Genomic DNA, 1,971 nt, shown 5'->3' on the forward strand with positions numbered 1-1,971 from the left:
GCTCGAAGTCTCCGAGTTCTCCCGCTCCATCAAACTCCTCGCCAAGGAACTCGAGCTCCCGGTAGTAGCCATCTGCCAGCTGAACCGAGGCTCCGAACAACGCTCCGACAAACGCCCCATGGCCTCCGACCTCCGCGAATCCGGATCACTAGAACAGGATGCTGACGTTGTCATCCTGTTGCATCGGGAGGATGCGTATGAGCGGGAGTCGACCCGGCCCGGTGAGGCGGACTTTATTGTGGCCAAGCACCGGAACGGGCCTACTGCGGACGTGGTGGTGGCGTTCCAGGGTCACTACTCGCGGTTCGTGGACATGGCCCACGACGGTTAGGTGAGCTCGGGGGCTTCCCAGGTGGAGAGGCAGAAGGGGTGGCCCGCGGGGTCGGCGTAGACGAAGCAGTGGTCGGCGTTCGGTTGGTAGCTGAACTTGACGGCGCCGGCGGCCAGGGCGCGGCGTTCGGTGGCTTCGAGGTCGTCGACGTAGAACTCGAGATGCAGCTGCATCGGGATGTCGCCGTCCGGCCAGTCGGGTGGGCGGAAGCCGGCGACCTGCTGGAATCCGATGCTCCCGCCGTCGCCGGTCGCGATCGCCCAGTGTTCGTCGCCCTTCGCGACCCCGCGGGTGAGCTCGGCGTAGAAGTTCGCGAGGGCGCGGGCGTCGGGTGCGTTCACGGTCACGCCGCTGAACTTGATGCTGTCGGACATCAGCCGACCTTCGTGTCCTGGTACGCCGAGGTCAGCTCGGTCCAGCGTTGATGCCAGGCCGTGGCGGGCTGCTCAGCCGACCAGCCGCCTTCGTGTGCGGTGCCGCCCAGGGCGATCGACCGTCCGAGGTCCTCGAGGTGGGCCTGCCAGCCCGCTCCGTAGTAGTGGAGCTTGCCGACCGGCAGCCCGCGTTCCTCGACGACGAGTCTGGTCCGGGACCCCTCCGCAGTGAGCCACGCCTCCAGCTGTCCCTCGTCGTCCGCGCCCGGCTCCGTCGTGAGCAGGAGATGGTGTGGCCGTTCGCAGATCTCGATCCGCGCCGGGCCGTTCCACGTGCTGGTGAAGACGAGCTGAGCCGTCCCACCCACCCGGAGGTCCCCCGACACCTCGGCGATCCAGCGCGCGAGGCGGTCCGGCGTCGTACACGACTCCCAGAGGTCGTCGATGTCTGTGTCGTACACGTCCTCGACGCGCACCGCTCCACGGGTCTGGTCGAGTGCCCGCATGGTCCCGATCAGCTTCACTTCCGCTCCTTCTTTCCCCGGGCGATCTCGGTGTGCAACGCGTCCAGCCGATTCCGCCAGAGCGCGCGATAGCCGTCCAGCCATTCGTCGACCTCGACGAGCGCCTCGGGGCGCAGGCTGTAGATCCTCCGCTGCGCCTCCTGACGTACGTCGACCAGCCCGGCCTCCCGGAGCACCCGCAGGTGCCGGGAAACGCCGGGCCGGGCGATCGGCAGCGCGTCGGCCAGCTCACCGGCCGTCGCCTGGTGGTCCCGAAGGATCCCCAGCATCGTCCGCCGGCTCTCATCGGCCAACGCATGCAACACCGCATCCATGCGCAACAGTGTACCCAGTCGGTTACGTACCCACAAGGGTACGTACCAAACCTAGAAGCGGACCACGGCGACGAAGACCGACAGGGCGAGCAGTACGACGTTGATCGCGACGCTCGAGTACTCCGCGCGGCGGGCGTGCGTGACGATGGCGCCGAGCATGACGACGGCGAGGCCGACGGCGGCGACCGGGGTGAGCCACGCGGCGAGGCCGAGGGCTCGGGGGAGGATGAGCCCGAGGGCACCGGCGATCTCGGCGATGCCGATGAACTTGATCAGGCCGATCGGGGACGGGGCCGCCCAGCCCATCCGGGGGTTCGCCGCCAGGGCGGCCTTGGTGGCAGGCACCTTCATCGCGCCGGACAGCAGGAACAACGCGGCGAGTACGCCGGAGATGATCCAGGCGGTGAGGTTCATGCCGCGACCGGTTG

5 protein-coding genes are annotated in these 1,971 nt (G+C 68.2%); 1 reads left to right on the forward strand and 4 read right to left on the reverse strand.

Annotated features, from left to right (window positions below; all coding sequences use genetic code 11):
* Window positions 1-331: DnaB-like helicase C-terminal domain-containing protein (locus VFF46_RS23375; RefSeq protein WP_325039332.1), on the forward strand; the 331-nt coding region annotated here is incomplete at its 5' end.
* Here VFF46_RS23375 and VFF46_RS23380 read toward each other — a convergent pair.
* From VFF46_RS23380 to VFF46_RS23395, 4 genes are all read right to left on the reverse strand, one after another.
* Window positions 328-705: a VOC family protein gene (locus tag VFF46_RS23380; protein WP_325039333.1), complete on the reverse strand. Its 378-nt coding sequence runs from the start codon at window positions 703-705 to the stop codon at window positions 328-330. The genes VFF46_RS23375 and VFF46_RS23380 overlap by 4 nt on opposite strands.
* Window positions 705-1,229, reverse strand: coding sequence for an SRPBCC domain-containing protein (locus VFF46_RS23385; RefSeq protein ID WP_325039334.1), 525 nt, complete (start codon window positions 1,227-1,229; stop codon window positions 705-707). The genes VFF46_RS23380 and VFF46_RS23385 overlap by 1 nt, the downstream gene beginning before the upstream one ends.
* Complete coding sequence (locus VFF46_RS23390) at window positions 1,226-1,543, reverse strand: metalloregulator ArsR/SmtB family transcription factor (protein WP_325039335.1); 318 nt, start codon at window positions 1,541-1,543, stop codon at window positions 1,226-1,228. The genes VFF46_RS23385 and VFF46_RS23390 overlap by 4 nt, the downstream gene beginning before the upstream one ends.
* Window positions 1,544-1,594: 51 nt before the next feature.
* On the reverse strand, window positions 1,595-1,971 hold a 377-nt coding region (locus tag VFF46_RS23395), incomplete at its 5' end, for a DoxX family protein (RefSeq protein WP_325039336.1).

It is taken from the genome of Kribbella sp. (assembly GCF_035655035.1).
In the GTDB taxonomy this organism is placed as follows: Bacteria; Actinomycetota; Actinomycetes; order Propionibacteriales; family Kribbellaceae; genus Kribbella.